This is a genomic window from Legionella dresdenensis (assembly GCF_042649825.1).
Classification (GTDB): domain Bacteria; phylum Pseudomonadota; class Gammaproteobacteria; order Legionellales; family Legionellaceae; genus Legionella_C; species Legionella_C dresdenensis.
Genome location: NZ_JBHSAB010000022.1, coordinates 1 through 19,201 on the forward strand (window position 1 = coordinate 1; position 19,201 = coordinate 19,201).

Here is a 19,201-nt window from a genome sequence, read left to right on the forward strand (position 1 = left end):
TAAATTGGCTAATTGGATTCTCTTTGATAAACCGGAGACCAGCTTTTAAAAAAATTGTCCGGCACAAAGAAAAGATTTACGGCCACAGGAGCAGTTAATGCATATTGGACGATTTTATCGTATAATTAGTAAAATTTTTTGGCATCCTGCGATGCCTGCCAACCAAAGTTTTTTATGTCAGCAATTACTAACGATCTTGCTCAGGCTGTTACTGTACTCCGTAACGGCGGTATTACTGCTATTCCTACCGAAACAGTGTACGGACTGGCTGGCAACGCAGAAAACGAGCAGGCCATCCGACAAATTTACGCCTTGAAAAACCGGCCGCTGAACCATCCATTAATTATGCATGTGGCCCGGAACTGGGAGCTGGATCGGTGGGTGAGTTTTATCCCCGATTATGCCAGACAGTTAATGGCAGCCTTTTGGCCAGGCCCGCTGACCTTGGTATTTCAGGCCAAACCTGGAGCTGTTAATCCATTAGTTACCGGCGGCCAGGATACAGTTGCCATTCGTTGTCCGGCTCACCCTGCTGCTCAGGCATTACTGGCTGAAGTGGCGTTTCCCTTGGTTGCACCCTCAGCCAATCCCTTTGGCAAAGTAAGCCCAACTACTGCTGAACATGTCCAGTACAGCTTTAGCGAACAGGATTTGCTTATTCTGGACGGCGGACGCTGTCCAGTCGGCATTGAATCAACGATTATATCAGCCCTTGATCCGGACCATTACCAGATTCTGCGCCCCGGCATGATTGATGAGCGCGCCATCCAGGCTATTATTACTGGTGAGCTGACACCTGATAATAGCGCAATCCGTGTTCCAGGCAAGCTCAAAAGCCATTACCAACCGGAAAAACCCTTATATTGCTTTGACGATTACCAGCAAATACAGCAATTCTGTCAGCAAAATCCAGACTGTTATGTTTTGAGTTTTACTAAAAACCGCGATTTTTCCCATCACCTGGGATTTCAACTGCCAGTCAATGCAGATGAAATGGCCTACGAACTTTATTATCAATTGCGTGTTGCAGACCAATCCACAGCAACAGCAATTGCGATTGAGCTGCCGCCGGCAAGCAAAGAATGGGAAGGCGTCAGAGAGCGGATTATTAAAGCTTCGCAGCCAATGTAATCAGGTTTATGCTTGTTGGAGAAAGTGAGTGTTGGGCTTTACAGCCCATAGCCGTCAAGCTAAGCCAGGTACATAGGAAATTAGAATAGTAAATGTACAAAATTCCTTAACTGCCTGCTATGGGTTTTACAGCACATATTCGTTCGGCCTGAGGAAAATGCGGAGCATTTGTCTCGAAGGCGTGGCACTGTACCACAGGCTTCGAGACAGCGCTAAAGCGCTTCCTCAGCCCGAACGATATTGTGAAATATAGAAATTTAATTCCTTAGCTTGACGGTTATGGGCTTTACAGCCCAACACCTCTATGCTGGTTTGATTACAAATGCGGTTGAGGATTTATCGATTGCTCATGCGTAACCACTGGAGCCTGCAACGCTTTTTTATGCTTGACAATAAACATAGTCCGGGAAGCTAAAGAACCTGCTTTATTCGCCGGATCAATCGTTTGTAATACCGTAATCAACCGCTCAATGGTAGAAATTTTTCCGTTTTTTATCTGATGCAGAACCTGGTTAACCTCTTTGATATAATGCCGATTCCAATGGCCGCAGAAAAAACGCACTGCAGCGGAGTCATCTTTGGTATAATCACGCAGTAAAGCACAGGCTTTCTCTAAATCACTGCCCTCTGCTCTCTGATATATAGCCGTATAGCTGGGGCGAGGATTTAGATACATATTTAAAATATTAAAACAGCTTTTATTATTCCAACGCTTATTATTCTGGCAGCAGTACAATGCATCCATGACTGTTCTGTCATGGCAGTAGGGGTGAGCAAGAATTTTCAAAACTATCTCTTCCTGTCCGCGAATTGCAGCGGACGAAAGAGCGCTATAGCGTCCCAGACATTTAATCTGTAAAATTTCTGGTTTCATGTGGGGGCTTTGCAATACCAGATCAGCAATTCGCAAAAGCTCGCTTTTTTCAAGCAAATCCTTTTTTTCAGACAATTTCCATATAATAGTATGCAATATAGTATGTTGCTGTTTCCCTGGTACCTTATCCCAATATACAAATTCCCTCATCATGAATGCTTCCGTTGAGCATTTTGGACTCTCTATAAATTGACGTATCAAATCAGGGAGATGCCCTTGTACTAAATAGGTCAATAAATCAGATTGGGCGAAATGTTGCGCGTTAACATAAGGATTTTCCATCATCAAATCAAACAGGGGGGGAGCCAGCTCCTGCAATGTTCTCTCGATTTTTGGCAACATATAGGCTAATATTTTCTTTCCTAGTAGTTCCTCATTAACAAATTCTGGCGCTTTCTTAGTCGAGATAGCAAGTTTTATAGCCTCGAAATCTTCACGCAAACCAAATTGGGCAAGAAATTTATCATCCAACCGGTTTTCTTCGAAATGAGCCTTAGTGATGGTTTTATTTTTAAATAATCGGGTAAGCCGTAAATCACAGTTAATCAGTTCAATATTGGTCAGATCCAGTGTGCTTAAATCAATACCGCGTAAATCCTTATCCCGGATAGTAATCCGCTGCCCGCTTTTAAGGTAGCTAAGATACCCTTCCTGCAATCCCAGGCCAAAAGCTTCACTAACAAGAAGTGATTCTGAAAGCGCGGTTAGAGGATAACCATGTGTTTGAAACAGATGCTGGATAAAACGCTCTTGTAATGAGGCCGGCAACGTTTGAAACCACTGCACGATTTGATTTTCAACGCCAAGTTTTTCGGTCAATTCCTCTGCCAGAATCGGCCAAAAACTGGAGAACGCAGTCAGGGTTTTATTCGCTAGCAGCAAGGGAATACATTTTATTTTGAACTGGTTTAATAAAGCCTCGGAATGCCCCGGTTCAAGGCAGTCAAACACAGCTTGCCACGACCTTCTGCTTTCACTGGATAATAAGTATTTTTTCAAAATTTTGGTATCAATCGCATCTTGTAAACACGTGACAACCTCGTTAAACATCTCCGGCACAAATGCTCGCGCTGTCGTTTGCAAGCTCAAGTAACGACTGATAATTTCCTTTATTTTTTCCTGGAGACCGGCTTTGGCATCGCCATAGAGGTTATCGCCCAAGGTTAACCCTTCGCCAAACAGTCTCAGTAAAATACCCCCAAGCCCTTTCAAAGCAGGTATTAACTGCGGGTCCAACTCTCCATCCTCGTCCATAAAAAGCGGATCCCGCAAGCGGGCTAACAGCGAATCAAATTTAGCCGGTTCAATTTGCCGCTTCTCAGGTTTGGCGCTTAGATATTCAGCCCGAGCTTCCCGGGCAAACTGGTCATGGGCGGCAACCAGCCATTGCTGAACAATTTCCGGGATTGGATCATCGGAATGAGCGCCGCCAGGCAAACCTCGCAGCGAATAATAATAGACATAATCCCGAAACAAGGCCGGTTCATTTTCGGCCAGCTCGTCAAGCCGCTTTTTACAGTAGGCCAGATACTGATATCCGATAGATTCCTCCGTGATTGGCAGGCTTTCGGCGATAGCCACATCCCGATGCACTGCATCCATACTGCTGACTATCTGGTTGCGGGTACCCATCCAGCAAGCTGCATTATTTTCGCCATATTCCGTTTGAGCCATCGCCAGGTGTTTGACCAACTGCCGTTTACGGGCCGTTATTTCGGCGGTTGACATATCGGCATTAAGAACAAAAGATTCCGGCCGGCTATCATTAACCGCTTGCCAGAGGAGATTTAATACCTGCTGATTGGTCAGGACGACTCTTTGATTAGCTGGTAACGCATAAGCACGATCTTCAGTTTGCGATTTGATCCGCGCACAGGCTTTTTGCGCCGCTTTAATCTCCCGTTCGCTTAGGCCCTGCCCGGCTTTTAGTTCCTTTATAAAATTTTCAATCGTTTGGCCAGAAAAAACCGCATTGCCATACCGTTGATAAAGCGCTGAGATACTGCTATCAACTGCTTTTACAATAACACTGTCATGGGTATTTTGACCATCGATAACAAAATCCCTTAGAGCCCCTGCCGCTCTTGCAGCCTGCGGTCTGACATACTGATCTTCATAGCTTTTAATTTGCTGGTAGATAGGAAAGTTGGGCTCCTCGGCAATTAAATCAACAAGCCTCAAAAGGCCATAACGTTGAGTTGGATCGATTTTTTGAGTGTTTAACAAACAAGTGATAATAGTACGCGAAAACGATTTGCCTTTCGGCGGATTTAACGCCCACCACAAGGCGGATATTCCGGGGGCAACATTATTCAGATCCAATCCCGGATTTTCAGCCAGGATTCTTGTAACTGCATTCTCATCCTGATTATCTATCGCCTGTTTAAGCTGGGAAACGATGACGGGCATGATTAAATATTAATTAAGAATTTGTTTTATTATATGGCGGAATTATTAACAGATTCTTAAGCCGTAGAAAAGGGGTGTTGGGCTTCTTTGCACAGGACAATTTCTGTAGGCTGGCCGTTTTTAATTACAAATGCGGTTGTGGATTTATCGATGGCTCATGCGTAGCCACTGGAGCCTGCAACGCTTTTTTATGTTCCCTGACTATAAACATAGTCCGGGAAGCTAAAGAACCCGCTTTATTCGCCGGATCAATTGTTTGTAATTCGGTAATCAACCGCTCAATGGTAGAAATTTTTCCGTTTTTTATCTGATGCAGAACCTGGTTAACCTCTTTAATATAATGCCTATTCCAATGACCGCAGAAAAAACGCACTGCAGCGGAGTTATCTTTGGTATAATCACGCAGTAAAGCACAGGCTTTCTCTAATTCGCCGCCCTCTGTTCTCTGATATATTGCCGTATAGCTGGGGCGAGGATTTAGATACATATTTAAAATAGTAAAACAGCTTTTATTATTCCAACGCTTATCACTCTGGCAGTGGTAAAATGCATCTCTGACTGCCCTATCACGACAATGGGGGTGAGAAAGAATTTTCAAAACCATCTCTTTCTGACCACAACTTACCGCGTACGAAAGCACATTATAATGTCCCATATTTGTAATCTGTAAAATTTCTGGTTTCATGTGGGGACTTTGCAATACCAGATCAGCAATGCGCAAAAGGTCGTTTTTTTCGAGCAAATCCTGTTTTCCGTATAATTCCCATATAATGGTATGCAATATAGTATGTTGCTCCTCCCTTGGCCGCGCATACCAATATTGGAATTCACTTATTCTGAATGCTCCTGTTGAGCATTTTGGACTCTCAATAAATTGACGTATCAAATCAGGGAGATACCCTTGTACTAAATAAATCAATAAACCAGATCGGGCGAAATGTTGCGCAGTAACAGAAGGATTTTCCATCATCAAATCAAATAGCTGGGGAACCAGCCTTTGCAATGATGTCTTGTCTCTCGACATCAGCATTGGGACAAATACATTCCTTCCTCTTAGCTGTTCATTAAAAAATTCCGGCGCTTTCTTAGTCGAGATAGCAAATTTTAGAGCCTCAATATCTCCCCGTATACTTAATTGGCCCAAATATTTATCATCCAACCGGTTTTCTTCAATATGAGCCTTAGTGATGGTTTTATTATTAAATAATCGGGTAAGCCGTAAATCACAGTTAATCAGTTCAATATTGGTCAGATCGAGCGTACTTAAATTAATGCCGCGTAAATCCTTATCCCGGATAGTAATCCGCTGCCCGCTTTTAAGGTAGCTAAGATACCCTTCCTGCAATCCCAGGCCAAAAGCTTCACTAACAAGAAGTGATTCTGAAAGCGCGGTTAGAGGATAACCATGCGTTTGAAACAGTTGCTGGATAAAACGCTCTTGTAATGATGCCGGCAACGTCTGGAACCACTGCACGATTTGATTTTCAACACCGAGTTTTTCGGTCAATTCCTCTGTCAGAATCGTCCAAAAATTGGAGAACGCAGTCAGGGGTTTATGCCCCAACAGCAAGGGAATACATTTAATTTTTAACTGACTTAACAAAGCCTCGGCATGCTCCGGCTCAAGGCAGTCAAACACTGTCTGCCACTGCTTTCTGCTCTCGCTGGATAGTAAGTATTTTTTCAAAATTTCGGTATCGATCGCGTTTTGTAAACACGTGACAACATCGTTAAGCATTTCCGGCACAAATGCTTGCATTTTCGTTTGCAAGCTTAAGTAACCTCTGATAATTTCCTTTATTTTTTCCTGGAGACCGGCTTTGGCATCGCCATAGAGGTTATCGCCCAAGGTTAACCCTTCGCCAAACAATCTCAGCAAAATACCCCCAAGCTCTTTCAACTCAGGTATTAACTGCGGGTCCAACTCTCCATCCTCGTCCATAAAAAGCGGATCCCGCAGACGGGTTAACAGCGAATCAAAATCGACAGGATTAATTTGCTGCTTCTCCGGTTTGGCGTTTAGATATTCAGCTCGAGCTTCCCGGGCAAACTGGTCATGGGCGGCAGCCAGCCATTGCTGCACAGTCGCGGGTATTGGCTCATTGGCATGAGCGCCGCCCGGTAATCCTCGCAGCGCATAATAATAGACATAATCCCGAAACAATGCCGGTTCATTTGCTGCCAATTCGTCAAGCTGCCTTTTACTGTAGGCCAGATACTGATATCCGATAGATTCCTCCGTGATTGGCAGACTTTCAGCGATAGCCACATCCCGATGAACCGCATCCATGCTGCTGACTATCTGGTTGCGAGTACCCATCCAGCAAGCTGCCGTATCTTCACCATATTCCGTTTGAGCCATTGCCAGATGTTTGACCAACTGCCGTTTACGGGCCGTAATTTCAGCAGTTGACATATCTGCATTAAAAACAAAAGATTCCGGCCGGGTATCATTAACCGCTTGCCAGAGAAGATTTAAGACCTGTTGGTTGGTCAGGACGACTCTTTGATTAGCTGGTAACGCATAAGCGCGATCTTCAGTTTGCGATTTGATCCGCGCACAGGCTTTTTGCGCCGCTTTAATCTCCCGTTCGCTTATGCCCTGCCCGGCTTTTAATCCCTTTATAAAATTTTCAATCGTCTGGCCAGAAAAGGCTGAATTGCCATAACGTTGATAAAGCGCCGAGATACTGCTATCAACCGCTTTCACGATAATACTGTCATGGGTATTTTGATCGTCTGCAACAAAATCCCTTAGCTCTGTCGTTCTTGCAGCCTGCGGTCTGACATACTGATCTTCATAGCTTTTAATTTGCTGGTAGAGAGGAAAGTTGGGCTCCTCGGCAATTAAATCAACAAGCCTCAAAAGGCCATAACGTTGAGTTGGATCGATTTTTTGAGTGTTTAACAAACAAGTGATAATAGCACGCGAAAACGGTTTGCCTTTGGGCGGATTTAAAGCCCACCACAATGCAGAAATTCTAGGAGCAACCTCATTCAGATCCAATCCCGGATTTTCAGTCAGAATTTTTTTAACGGCATTCTCATCCTGATTATCTATCGCCTGTTTAAGCTGGGAAACGACTGTGGGCATGATTTAAGTATTAATCAATAATTTGTTTTATTATATGGTGGAATTATTAAGAGATTCTTAAGCCGTAGAAAAGAGTGTTGGGCTAAACGAAGTGCAGCCCAACACAGCTTTCAAGCGATCTCTATTAATACCTGAGCCGGAGTGACCTTATCTCCTTTGTTACAATGTATGGCCTGTACTGTACCCGCAAGCGGGGCCTGGATTTCGGTTTCCATTTTCATCGCCTCAAGCACTAACAGCGCTTGACCTTTCGTTACTTTATCGCCTACTACAACGTTGATTATCACAATAGTGCCTGGCATGGAAACAGTAATGTCGCCTGCTTTTAATGTTTTTTTGACTGCTGGTTGGGCTGATGGCGTTTGCTCGTTATCAACCTGGATGATCACTTCTTCCGGTACACCGTCCACCCACAAAAAGCAGGACTGCTGGCCGCGTTCACGCATGCCGAAGCCAGCCACTTTAACGTGATAGCTTTCACCATGCAAGGCAATGTCGAATTCAGATAACCGCTCTTCCCCGGCTGAATGTTCAGGTGGTAATAAAGGTTCTGGAATCAGCGTGTTTTGCTCACGCTCAACAAGGAACTGTTGGCCGATTTCCGGAAACATCGCAAGCGTCAATACATCTTCGTCGTTTTTGGCGAGCTCGCCTGCTTCACGGCGCAATTTCTTAATTTCCAGCGGCAGTAAATCCGCTGGCCGAACGTCAATTACCTCTGTACGTCCAATCGCTTTTTTACGCAAGCTTGCACTGATTTTGCCCGGCGCAGCACCGTATTTGCCCTGGCAATAAAGCTTGACCTCATTGGTAATCGTTTTATAACGCTCGCCTGTTAACACATTGATTACTGCCTGGGTACCGACAATCTGGGAAGTGGGGGTAACCAGCGGCGGATAACCCAAGTCTTTACGTACCCGTGGAATTTCAAGATGCACTTTATCAAGCCTGTCGAGCGCATTTTGTTCTTTAAGCTGGTTATAAAGATTCGAAATCATGCCGCCGGGGATTTGATAGAGCTGTACCCGCGGATCAATATCACGCGCTTCGCTTTCAAATTGGCGATACTTTTTGCGTACTTGCTGAAAATAATCGGCAATTTCAAGTAAGGCATTCAAATCCAGTCCGGTATCGTAATCTGTTCCAGCAAGCGCTGCCACCAGCGATTCAGTTGCCGGATGAGAGGCGCCGCCGGAAAAGGAAGAAATTGCAGTATCAATATGCTGACAACCAGCCAGGACAGCCTGATAATGACACATAGGCGCCAGACCAGAGGTAGCATGGCTATGCAAGTGAACCGGCAGCCCGGTTGCCGCCGCCAGCCCCTGATAAAGTTCAACCGTCACGGCCGGAGTCAACAAGCCTGCCATATCTTTAATCGCAATGCTGTCACACCCCATTTCAGCCAGTTCAATCCCAAGCTCAACAAAATTTGCCAGCGTATGCACAGGACTGGTGGTATAACAGATTGTGCCCTGGGCATGTTTTTTATGCTTTTTTACCGCCTCGATTGCCATTTTTAAATTACGGACATCGTTTAACGCATCGAAAATACGGAATACATCAACGCCATTACTGGCAGCGAGTTTGACGAAAGTCTGCACGACATCATCGGCATAATGACGATACCCTAACAAATTCTGACCACGTAACAGCATGGATAAACGGGTATCGGGCAAGGCTTCACGCAACAATCTCAATCGTTGCCAGGGATCTTCCTTTAAAAACCGCAGACAAGCGTCAAAGGTCGCGCCGCCCCAGACTTCCATCGCCCAGTAACCAATCCTGTTCATCCGGGCAGTAATGGGGAGCATATCTTCCGTCCGCAAACGAGTGGCAATCAGACATTGGTGAGCATCCCGTAACGTGACGTCAGTAATATAAGTAACCGCCATTCACTCTCCCTGTAAAATTAAATAACTATGACTATTATTAGGGTCACTGCCATTAAATTAAGAAGATTTGTCATCCCCGCAAAGGCGGGGATCCATCTCTCAAACAAGGTAAGGAGCCAACCTGAGAAATGGATTCCGCCTACGCGGGAATGACAGTCTCCCTAACTTAATGGCATTGATTATTAAGGTAACGATAGCATATTCCTGCTTGAAACAATATAGCGGGAAACATGCCGGCATCATGCCGATATCATCGAGGTTCTGGACATTATTGCAAAGTTCAGGCAGAATCGCAGCAATTTAGCTAAATTTAGTCAATATGAAAAAAATTCTGGTTTTACACGGCCCCAATCTCAACCGGCTTGGCGTCAGGGAGCCTGCTGTCTATGGTTTAACGACCCTGACTGACCTGGATCAGTCATTGCAATTGCAGGCAGCTAACGCCAATTGTGCTCTATCCTGCTTACAAAGCAATAGTGAGGAAAAGCTGATTGAAGCGATTCATCGCGCGGCGGATGAAGATGTTAATTACATCATCATTAATCCGGCGGCTTTTACTCACACCAGCATTGCCCTCCGTGATGCGCTTGCAGCGGCGGCAATTCCGTTTATTGAAGTACATATTACTAACATTCATGCCCGTGAATCATTCCGGCATCAATCCTATTTCTCTGATCTGGCATTAGGCGTGATCAGCGGTTTTGGCGTCATGAGTTATTCATTGGCGCTCCAGGCTATCATTGAATTTAATTAAAGAGAGTTATTATCAATGGACATTCGCAAGATTAAAAAATTAATTGAATTATTAGATGAAACCGGCATTTCGGAAATTGAAATCAAAGAAGGCGAAGAATCAGTACGCCTGAGCCGTTATACCCACCACGCAGAGCCTATGCAGCATGCGGTGCGCTATGCCGCGCCTCCTGCGCCCATGGCTCCGGCCGCAGCGCCTGCTCCTTCATTGGCGCCCGCAACTGACAACAAAAAGGAAGAACTGGTCGCCGGTCATAAAGTCCGTTCGCCCATGGTTGGCACGATGTATACTTCGCCGTCCCCTGACTCAGCGCCTTTTGTCACCATTGGCCAGAGCGTTAAAGCAGGCGACACGCTTTGTATTATCGAGGCAATGAAAATGTTTAATGAAATTGAAGCCGACAGAGCAGGCAAAATTGCCGCTATATTGGTAGCGAATGGTGATCCGGTTGAGTACGACCAGGCCTTGTTTGTTATTGAATAAGGGGTTTATTCATGCTGAATAAAATTGTTATCGCCAATCGCGGGGAAATTGCCCTGCGGATTTTACGTGCGTGTAAAGAGCTGGGAATTCAGACTGTCGCGGTCCATTCCGATGTTGACAAGGATTTGCTCCATGTCCGCCTGGCAGATGAGACAGTGTGTATTGGCCCGGCCAATTCCCAGAAAAGCTATCTCAATATACCGGCAATCATTTCCGCGGCCGAAATTACCGACGCTGTCGCAATTCACCCCGGTTATGGCTTTCTGTCAGAAAATGCTGATTTTGCCGATATTGTTGAACAAAGCGGTTTTGTCTTCATTGGGCCGCGCGGCGACACAATTCGCCTGATGGGTGATAAAGTATCCGCCATTGCCGCCATGAAAAAAGCCGGTGTTCCCTGCGTCCCAGGTTCAGATGGTCCGCTCCCTGATGAAGATGAACATAACCTGCGCTTAGGCCGGGAAATTGGTTATCCGGTTATTATTAAAGCAGCGGGCGGCGGCGGTGGACGCGGCATGCGTGTCGTTCACACCGAATCGAACCTGCTCAACGCAATTGCACTGACTCGAAGCGAAGCCAAAGCGGCGTTTAACAACCCTGTGGTTTACATGGAAAAATTCCTTGAAAACCCGCGGCATATTGAATTTCAGGTTTTAGGCGACGGTAAAGGCCATGCTATTCATCTGGGCGAACGTGACTGTTCTATGCAGCGCCGGCATCAGAAAGTACTGGAAGAAGCGCCGGCTCCGGGTATTACGGAAGAACAGCGCCAGGAAATCGGACAACGCGTAGTTAATGCCTGCCGTGAATTAAAATACCGTGGTGCCGGTACGTTTGAGTTTCTTTATCAGGATGGCTGTTTCTATTTCATTGAAATGAATACTCGTATTCAGGTAGAACACCCGGTTACTGAAATGATTACCGGAGTCGATTTGGTCAAAGAGCAAATCAAAATCGCCAGCGATATGCCGTTTACGCTTAAACAGGAAGATATCAAACTGCATGGCCATGCGCTTGAGTGTCGGATTAATGCCGAAGACGCCAAAACGTTCATGCCTTGCCCAGGCACTATCCGCCTGCTGCATCAACCTGGCGGCCCTGGTATTCGTTTTGATTCGCATATCTATAGCAGTTATACCGTTCCGCCTAATTATGATTCCATGATTGGTAAATTAATCAGTTACGGTGAAACCCGTGCCGAAGCGTTTGGCAGAATGCGTAATGCACTGGATGAAGTGATTATTGACGGCATTAAAACCAATATTGAGCTGCATCAGCGTATCCTGCGCGACAAGTCATTTATGCAGGGCGGCACCAATATTCACTATTTAGAAAAAATATTGAAGGAATAAGTTGTGTGGTATCAGTTACAAATTGAACAGTGTCACCGCGATGATATTGACCGGTTAAGCGAAGAGTTGGAAGAAGCCGGCGCATTGTCTATTACCTTGACCGATAAAAACGATGATCCGGTACTGGAGCCTGAGCCAGGTACTACTCCCTTGTGGCCTGATGTCATTATCAACGCGCTATTCGATGATGAAAATCATGCCAATCAGGTCAAGCAGCAATTCGGCGCCCGGTATCCTGATTTGCAATATCGGCTTGAGGAATTGCCGGATCAGGATTGGGAACGAGCCTGGATGGATGATTTCAAGCCGCAGCGCTTTGGTAAGCGGCTATGGATTTGCCCATCCTGGACGACTCCCCCCGAGCCAGACGCTGTTAATTTGATTCTCGATCCGGGCCTAGCCTTTGGTACTGGTACGCATCCAACAACAAGCCTGTGCCTTAATTGGCTGGATCAGGCAGATTTGGCTGATAAAACTCTGATTGATTATGGCTGTGGATCAGGAATTCTTGCACTTGCGGCGCTGAAACTGGGTGCCCGCCATGTCCAGGCGATAGACATTGACCCGCAAGCGTTAATTGCCACTCAGAACAATGCCGACAGTAATTCTGTAAGCAGCCAAAACCTGCATCTTGGCCTGCCGGACAGCTTACAACCGCCGGTTGATATGATAATTGCCAATATTCTGCTTGCTCCGCTAACCCGTCTTAAGCAGGATTTTTATCAGTTGCTTGAACATGGCGGAACATTGGTTGTTTCCGGTATTTTGACTGAACAAGCAAGTCAACTTGCAGAAGAATACCGTAATTTGTTTGAACTGACTGATAATCAGCAGCTGGATGGCTGGTCTTTGTTGGTCTTTAGAAAATAATTGGAAGTTAAGGCATTATATCTTCCCGCGAGAGCGGGAAGATATTACAAGCAGTTAATGAGGTCTTTTAAAGACATCCTTGTTGCCGGATTAGAACAACCCGGCCTGGTTTATTTAATAACGTTGTTCCCAGAACCTAACTCACTGCCAGCTTCATTTCCTTTCGCAACATTCAAATTCGGGTTTGCTTTTGCCCAAAAAGAGAATGTCTGATAATCATACATCTGAATTTTAAAATCCTGATATTTATACCACTCTTTACCAATTGCCAGCGGGTTACCTACTGCATTGTCAAATTTTCTGCATAACTCAACATAATTGATATGGTTAGTAGATTTTGTTTTTTCAAATGTAATCAACATATCCTGATTTACTACACCCGGATTGACCATAGAGTTAATATAATTAGGCCGGAATCTGATCGCGATACCCAGTTCTTTTTTGAAAAAAGCTGCTATTTCGCGCCGATTTGCTAGCGAACCGAATACCGTTGTTCTAAAATCTTTCCCATTGGTAGAGCTTATCGCAGAAAATTTGCCGTCTGGCTTTAACATGAGCGCAGCGATAAACAGGCTGTGTACTGGATTTTTGGCATAGGTACATGGGCCATAGCTGTCAAAAATGCGATCGACTTGTTCTCGCTTTTCTATCAAAAGATTATGAATTGCGTCATCATCAGGTAATGCTCCTTTAACAATCTTGATATCTGCAATTCGGCATTGGCGGTATTTAATTTCCTTGGGTGTCGCTGATACGCCAATTAAATCCGCCTCTAAACCTAGTAAACCCGCTAAATCAATCAGAAATTGCCCGTTTCCCATCCCTAAATCGACAACGGTTGGGTTGGATGGCAAACCAGCTAGCAACTGCGCAACATGCGCATAGGCAGGTTTAGCCAGGAATGACTCCTTACTTTTTCCTCCAGCCAGCGGGCTTTTAAACAATTCTGCAACTGTAGGCTCCGGCTCAGGCTTTGTAACGACATGAGGTTTATGTAATCTCGCGTATTGAATAATGCCTCTTGAATTCGGCCAGCTTCTTTTTTTATCGGCATCTTTTTTTGATGTATCTTGGTTCATTATATCGTCTCACTGCAGTTAAATAGGCTTATAGACTACCCAAATGATTTATTTAAAGGCAGTTCGAATATCGGACATACAAAAAATTGGTAACTTGAATTTTCCACAATTCTATCTTGATGGCACCATTTTCATCATGTCCTACTTCGGACACGGGTAAGATGTTAAAAATGAGTGTTGGGCTGTGGAAGCCCAACACTCATTTGCTCAACTAGTCTGCGTAGCTCTAAGCGATTGCCATGTTTAAAAAACCCAACGGTATTTTATTTGACCAATATGTATGATACAATGTCACAAATGTTTTTTATGGAGAAAACAATGTCCAACCCGACTCAAGTCGATCAGCACCCTAGCATTATCAATCACACGGTTTTAAATGAACTGTGCACTCCCCTGCAAAAACTGGGAGTCCATTTTTTTGGTTATACCTCAATTGATGCGCAAGGCCAGGCTTATTGCCTCGGTTCGAAACTTAATTACGCCAAAGAATACCTGCGGCAGAATCATGCTCACAACGATGTGCATTATCGTCCTGTGGAATTAAAGAAGCAATATCACTATGATTTCTGGGATTTTCTCAATCTTGACGCCAGAGCAGAGAAACTGTATCGTATGGCGGCTGAATTTGATCAGGGGCATACGCTTACTATTACCCGCCACGATACGGATATTACCCACTGTTATCATTTCAGCGGTCAGTTAAACGATGACGGTATTAATCAACGTTATCTGGAAAAACTGGACTCACTGCATACTTTCATCGACTTTTTTAATGACTGCTTACAAAATATTACCGAGATTGCCCAGATTTACCAACACCCGATTAACGTTGGCAGTGAAAAATTAAATCAAAGCAAACCGATTAACCTGATAAGTGCAGATCCAAGAACCATTAATCTGGCTGATTCTGCTCAGAACAGTATACAGTTTAAATATTTTTCCCAATATTTTTTAACCGACAATGAAAGACAGTGCCTGAGATGGCTGCACCAGGGAAAATCAGCTGAGATGATTGCCGCAATTAACAACGTCAGCCGTAAAACGATTGAACGTTATATTGCCTCGATTAAGAGAAAACTGGATTGTTTTACCCTGTTCCAGATGGGTGAAAAAACAGCGAGTAATGGAATCAGTGACTTTTTACGTCACATCAGACGTAATTAAAGCAGTTTCAATGTCATCCCCGCGCCGGTGGGAGTGACGGGTTCTTTATTTGCAGTAGCAGCCTCTGATCGCTTATATTAGCAGTTTTTAAATAAGGTAGACAGCGATGAAGAAAGGGCTGCTGCTCATCAATCTGGGAACGCCTGACAATTACAGTATTTCAGCTGTCCGTAAATACCTGGCGGAGTTTCTGGCCGACAGACGAGTTATTGATTTACCAGCAATTGTCAGATACATCCTGTTGTATGGATTTATTCTGCCTTTCCGGCCTCGGCAATCCGCCCATGCTTATCAGACAATCTGGCAGGAACAGGGGTCGCCGTTACTTATCCATAGCCAAAAGCTGAAACAGGAATTGCAACAACGCTTAGGCGACAATTATATTGTCAGCATAGGCATGCGTTATGGTAATCCGTCGCTTGCTGACGCGCTTGGCGAACTGGCTGATTGCGAAACCATTACCATATTACCGCTTTATCCGCAGTATTCATCGGCAGCAACCGGTTCATCCATTGAAAAAATACTTACCCTAATTGCACAAAATCCTGTTCAGCCTTCAGTACAGTTAATCCGGGATTTTTATCAACATCCAGGCTTTATTAAAGCGCTTGCCAATTCGATTAAACCTTATTTGGCTAACCAGGATTATTTATTGCTCAGCTATCATGGTATTCCGGAAAGGCATTTGCATAATGCGGGCTGTCAATCAATTTGTGCAGGCAGTTGTCCGGAACCACTTGTAAACCCCGACTGTTACCGCGCACAATGTTATCAGACCAGTCGAGCATTGGCGCAAGTATTAGGTTTATCTGAGCAACAATATGGTGTTTCGTTTCAATCGCGCCTTGGTAAAACACCCTGGATAAAACCTTATACTGATCTGGTATTCGCTCAATTGGCTGCACAGGGTGTTAAACGTCTGGCAGTAGCCTGTCCTTCTTTTGTTGCGGATTGTCTGGAAACACTTGAAGAAATTGGCATACGGGGCCGTGAGCAATGGCTGTCTGCCGGCGGGGAAGAATTAACGCTCATCCCCTGCCTTAATGAATCGCCTGATTGGGTTAATGCCCTTATTCAGATTTGTGGACTGGCTCAACCACCGGTATCGAACCATTCTCAATAGCAACCACTTTTACCTTCGTTCCTGCCGGTAATTCAGGACCCGAGACTTGCCAGTTGCTATCATTGACTCTGATTTTACCGTGGCCATCTTCAATTGCCTCGGTAAGCGTAAATGTTCTGCCCATTAATGTTTCTAGCGGTTTATTAATCAACGTTGGTTTAGCCGCCGTGCGTTGCTTAAGCCAATACCACCAGATTATAGAAAATACGATGCAGAATATTGAAAACCATACCAGCTGCCATTGCCAGGTTATCGCAAATAACACGCTTATTACCCCAGTTGTCATCGCGGCCATGCCAAGCCCTAACAGAAATCCGGCGGCACCGAGGCTTTCAGCGATAACCAGAATCAGCCCGAAGGCAAACCAATGCCAATATAGCAGCCAACTCATGCTTTTTCCTTACCGCTTGCAGGATTAACCTTGTTCAGCAAATCTGTTACACCGCTTAATGCGCCGATAATGCCGCTTGCTTCAACCGGAATCATAACCAGCTTGCTATTTTGGGCAGAGCCGATAGTTTTGAGCGCTTCGACGTATTTTTCAGCAACGAAATAATTAATTGCATTCAGATCGCCGGAAGCAATTGCTTCTGAAACCATGCGAGTTGCATTAGCCTCAGCTTGTGCGGTTCGTTCCCGCGCTTCAGCTTCCAGAAATGCTTCCTGTTTATCAGCTTCCGCCCGCAGGATTTGCCCCTGTTTGTCTCCTTCGGCACGCAAAATTTCAGCCTGTCGATGCCCTTCAGCAGCCAGGATCGCCGCCCGTTTGTCACGTTCGGCTTTCATCTGGTTGGCCATGGCTTCAACCAGATCCTGCGGCGGGCGGATGTCGCGAATTTCAATGCGCGTCACTTTAATCCCCCATGGATTAGTTGCCGCATCGACAACATGCATCAGTTTATTATTGATATCATCACGCTGGCTTAACATTCCGTCCAGTTCAAGCGACCCCAGTACCGTACGGATATTAGTCATCGTCAGATTCCGGATCGCATGTTCAAGATTGTCAACCTGATAAGCAGACTTGGCCGGATCAATAATTTGAAAGAAACAAACCGCATCGATAGTTACCATGGCATTATCAGCTGAAATGACTTCCTGCGGCGGAATATCAAGCACACGCTCACGCATATTGATTTTATAGGTAACGCGATCGATAAACGGAACAATCAGCCCCAGGCCAGGATGTAAGGTGTGGGTATAACGCCCAAAACGCTCAACCGTCCACTCCTCTGACTGGGGAACAATTTTCACGCCAGCCATTACAAATACTATAGCGAAAACAGCCAATAGCCCAAGGGGAATTAATGATTCCACTGCAGTCTCCTTAATCAGAGGAATAACCTTACTATTTATTAATCACAATATAGCATAATTATGATTAATAAATTAAAACTTTATTAATCACTACGGGTTTTATGAGCGCGATTATCAGTTGTTATGTAGCTGAAAATTGGAGTTTTACTTGCAAAAGACTAATTCTATGCTATAGAAAAAGAAACAAACAAATTTATCTGAGGCACCTATGGCATACAGACAATTTTCAGAGCGGCTCAATCGCGAGCTTGATAGTATTGGTGTGCCTCTGTTAAGTCAGGAGCGAGTGGAAGTTTTTGCCAAGCTGCTTCGCATCCCGCGTTTTAAAGCAGAAGCGATTTTAAATGGAATTTCTATTCCTGATGAAAAAATTCTGGAATTACTTGCTGATGAGCTGGAAGTCAATCCAGAGTGGTTAATCGGAAAAAGTGAAGTGAAACAACGTAGGAAAAAGGCGAACTAATTTGCCCTCTCCCCAACCCTCTCCCGATACGGGAGAGGGAGATTAAAGGACAGATTAATTTGCACCTCTCTCCAACCCTCACTGCCATTAAGTTAAAGATACTGTCATTCCCGCGAAGGCGGGAATCCATTTCTCAAGTTGGCTTCTTACCTTGTTTGATGGATGACAATTTCCTTGTTATCCCTGAAAACGCTGGTTCAAACCTTTTGGTTTCGCGTGTTTTTCAATGTATTGAATAATTTTACCGGCGATATTCACATTCGTGGCTTTTTCAACGCCTTCAAATCCTGGGGAGGAATTGATTTCAAGGACCAATGGGCCGTGGTTTGAGCGAATCAGGTCTACGCCAGCCACTTTTAATCCCATGGTTTTAGCAGCGCTGACTGCTATCGCGCGTTCCTGTGGGGACAGGGTAACTTTTATTGCTTTACCGCCCTGGTGAACGTTTGCTCTGAACTCGCCTTCTTTCGCTTGCCGTTTGATTGCTGCGACCACTTTATCGCCAATTACAAAACAACGGATATCTGTACCGCGTGATTCTTCAATGAATTCCTGTACCAGAATATTGGCGGACATTTCTTTAAACGCGTTAATAATGCTTACCGCCGATTGATGGCTATCAGCCAGGATAACGCCTTTACCCTGAGTACCTTCCAATAATTTAATCACCAACGGCGCACCGCCTACCATACGGATTAAATCTTCAGTGTCATCCGGCGATTGCGCAAAGCTTGTTAATGGCATCGGGATACCTTTACGTGCCAGCAGTTGTAAGGATCGGAACTTGTCACGGGAGCGCGAAATCGCTATCGACTCGTTAAGGGCGTACATCCCCATGGTTTCCATATGCCTGAGAACCGCCGTGCCATAATAGGTTATCGAAGCGCCAATGCGCGGGATTACCGCATCATATTTTGGCAATTGCCTGCCGCCGCGATAATGGACGCTGGGGCTTGAAGCAGCCACATTCATGTAGCAGTATAACGGGTTAATAATACTTACTTCATGACCCGCTTCCTCACCAGCAGCTTTTAAACGCTGATGCGAATATAAATCAGGATTAGTGGCCAGTATGGCAATTTTCATATCGTGCGATTCCCAAATTTTGCTTTTTTAATTTTTACCCTATCAGATGATTGGGCAACCTGATGCCGCTCCGGAGCATGTTAAACCATCCGTGCAGGGCAGCAGTG

15 protein-coding genes are annotated in these 19,201 nt (G+C 45.0%); 8 read left to right on the forward strand and 7 right to left on the reverse strand.

All coding sequences use genetic code 11. From position 1 onward, the window contains the following. Window positions 1-174: 174 nt before the first annotated feature. Complete coding sequence (locus ACFORL_RS09005) at window positions 175-1,131, forward strand: L-threonylcarbamoyladenylate synthase (RefSeq protein ID WP_382343211.1); 957 nt, start codon at window positions 175-177, stop codon at window positions 1,129-1,131. Between the two features lie 316 nt (window positions 1,132-1,447). Here the strand turns inward: ACFORL_RS09005 and ACFORL_RS09010 are convergent, their stop codons facing one another. The 3 genes from ACFORL_RS09010 to oadA form a co-directional block, all read right to left on the reverse strand. Beyond that, on the reverse strand, window positions 1,448-4,414 hold the full coding sequence (locus ACFORL_RS09010) for a DUF5617 domain-containing protein (protein ID WP_382343213.1): 2,967 nt from the start codon (window positions 4,412-4,414) through the stop codon (window positions 1,448-1,450). A gap of 124 nt (window positions 4,415-4,538) precedes the next feature. After that, the gene (locus ACFORL_RS09015; protein WP_382343214.1) at window positions 4,539-7,508 is read right to left on the reverse strand and encodes a DUF5617 domain-containing protein; all 2,970 of its coding nucleotides are present in this window, start codon (window positions 7,506-7,508) and stop codon (window positions 4,539-4,541) included. 110 nt (window positions 7,509-7,618) lie between these two features. After that, window positions 7,619-9,403: a sodium-extruding oxaloacetate decarboxylase subunit alpha gene (gene oadA, locus ACFORL_RS09020; protein ID WP_382343216.1), complete on the reverse strand. Its 1,785-nt coding sequence runs from the start codon at window positions 9,401-9,403 to the stop codon at window positions 7,619-7,621. A 319-nt stretch (window positions 9,404-9,722) separates the two neighbouring features. On the opposite strand from oadA, the gene aroQ reads away from it, so the two are divergent. The 4 genes from aroQ to prmA are packed head-to-tail and all read left to right on the forward strand — an operon-like array spanning window position 9,723 to window position 12,862. Further along, window positions 9,723-10,157 (forward strand): type II 3-dehydroquinate dehydratase, encoded by a 435-nt coding sequence (aroQ, locus tag ACFORL_RS09025; protein WP_382343218.1) that lies wholly within the window; start codon window positions 9,723-9,725, stop codon window positions 10,155-10,157. A 15-nt stretch (window positions 10,158-10,172) separates the two neighbouring features. Continuing rightward, a complete protein-coding gene (gene accB / locus ACFORL_RS09030; RefSeq protein WP_382343219.1) occupies window positions 10,173-10,640 on the forward strand; it encodes an acetyl-CoA carboxylase biotin carboxyl carrier protein in 468 nt (155 codons plus the stop codon). A gap of 11 nt (window positions 10,641-10,651) precedes the next feature. Further along, window positions 10,652-11,992 (forward strand): acetyl-CoA carboxylase biotin carboxylase subunit, encoded by a 1,341-nt coding sequence (accC, locus tag ACFORL_RS09035; protein WP_382343221.1) that lies wholly within the window; start codon window positions 10,652-10,654, stop codon window positions 11,990-11,992. Between the two features lie 3 nt (window positions 11,993-11,995). Next, complete coding sequence (gene prmA, locus ACFORL_RS09040; protein WP_382343223.1) at window positions 11,996-12,862, forward strand: 50S ribosomal protein L11 methyltransferase; 867 nt, start codon at window positions 11,996-11,998, stop codon at window positions 12,860-12,862. A gap of 110 nt (window positions 12,863-12,972) precedes the next feature. Here the strand turns inward: prmA and ACFORL_RS09045 are convergent, their stop codons facing one another. Beyond that, complete coding sequence (locus ACFORL_RS09045) at window positions 12,973-13,941, reverse strand: hypothetical protein (protein WP_382343225.1); 969 nt, start codon at window positions 13,939-13,941, stop codon at window positions 12,973-12,975. 318 nt (window positions 13,942-14,259) lie between these two features. Between ACFORL_RS09045 and ACFORL_RS09050 the strand changes: the two genes are divergently transcribed. Together ACFORL_RS09050 and hemH are read left to right on the forward strand one after the other, a co-directional pair. Next, window positions 14,260-15,105 carry a helix-turn-helix transcriptional regulator gene (locus ACFORL_RS09050; protein ID WP_382343227.1) on the forward strand — a complete coding sequence of 282 codons (846 nt, stop codon included), beginning with the start codon at window positions 14,260-14,262 and terminating at the stop codon, window positions 15,103-15,105. Between the two features lie 106 nt (window positions 15,106-15,211). Beyond that, a complete protein-coding gene (gene hemH, locus ACFORL_RS09055) occupies window positions 15,212-16,228 on the forward strand; it encodes a ferrochelatase (RefSeq protein WP_382343228.1) in 1,017 nt (338 codons plus the stop codon). Here the strand turns inward: hemH and ACFORL_RS09060 are convergent. Further along, window positions 16,176-16,619: an NfeD family protein gene (locus ACFORL_RS09060; protein WP_382343230.1), complete on the reverse strand. Its 444-nt coding sequence runs from the start codon at window positions 16,617-16,619 to the stop codon at window positions 16,176-16,178. The genes hemH and ACFORL_RS09060 overlap by 53 nt on opposite strands. Further along, window positions 16,616-17,545, reverse strand: a complete 930-nt coding sequence (locus ACFORL_RS09065; RefSeq protein ID WP_382343232.1) for an SPFH domain-containing protein — start codon at window positions 17,543-17,545, stop codon at window positions 16,616-16,618. Before ACFORL_RS09065 ends, ACFORL_RS09060 begins: the two co-directional genes overlap by 4 nt. A gap of 208 nt (window positions 17,546-17,753) precedes the next feature. Here ACFORL_RS09065 and ACFORL_RS09070 point away from each other — a divergent pair, with 208 nt between their 5' ends. Then, the gene (locus tag ACFORL_RS09070) at window positions 17,754-18,008 is read left to right on the forward strand and encodes a hypothetical protein (RefSeq protein ID WP_382343234.1); all 255 of its coding nucleotides are present in this window, start codon (window positions 17,754-17,756) and stop codon (window positions 18,006-18,008) included. 177 nt (window positions 18,009-18,185) lie between these two features. Here ACFORL_RS09070 and rimK read toward each other — a convergent pair whose 3' ends face one another. Continuing rightward, on the reverse strand, window positions 18,186-19,094 hold the full coding sequence (rimK, locus tag ACFORL_RS09075) for a 30S ribosomal protein S6--L-glutamate ligase (RefSeq protein ID WP_382343235.1): 909 nt from the start codon (window positions 19,092-19,094) through the stop codon (window positions 18,186-18,188). Window positions 19,095-19,201 lie beyond the last annotated feature (107 nt).